The organism is Polaromonas sp. P3_C2, from assembly GCF_056402675.1.
Genome location: NZ_JBFUGX010001204.1, coordinates 1 through 649, shown reverse-complemented (window position 1 = coordinate 649; position 649 = coordinate 1). Strand labels below are relative to the sequence as shown.

1 protein-coding gene is annotated in these 649 nt (G+C 64.9%); it reads left to right on the top strand.

Features of this window, described 5'->3' with window-relative positions; all coding sequences use genetic code 11:
* On the top strand, positions 1-649 hold a 649-nt coding region (locus AC1DWI_RS25600; RefSeq protein WP_477726247.1), incomplete at both ends, for a lysophospholipid acyltransferase family protein.

The following is a 649-nucleotide window of genomic DNA, read 5'->3' as shown; positions in this document are numbered from 1 at the left end:
GGCCTGGCTGGACCGCGCCTGGCTGTGGCACGCGCCCCAGGCCTGGGTGCAGCGGCGCGTTCAGGTGACGGGGGCTGTGCAGGAACTGGAGGGCAATGAGCCCACGGTGATATTCCTGCCGCATTTCGTCGGCCTGGATGCGGCATGGGCCGGTGTGGCGCTGCAGATGCCGCGGCCTTCGACCACCATTTACACCGACCAGTCGAACAAACTGGTCGACCGCTGGATACTGCGGGGCCGGCGGCGGTTTGGCAACCTGCGGCTTTTTGGGCGGGGTGATGGCGTCAAGCCCATTGTGGCCGCGCTTCGGGAAGGGCAGCCGCTTTACCTGTTGCCCGACATGGACTTCGGCCCTGACGATTCAGTGTTCGTGCCTTTTTACGGCATACCCACCGCAACGGTCCCGTCTCTCTCTCGATTTGCACGCCTGGGCCGCGCCAAGGTGCTGCCCCTGTTGCCCCGAATCACTCCGACGGGCTATGAGGTGGAGGTGTTGCCGGCCTGGGCGGATTTCCCCAGCGACGACCCGGTGGCCGACACCGCACGCATGAACGCGCAGCTGCAGGACTACATCAACACCATGCCCGCCCAGTACTACTGGGTGCACAAGCGCTTTAAAACCCGACCAGAAGGCGAGCCGTCCCTGTAT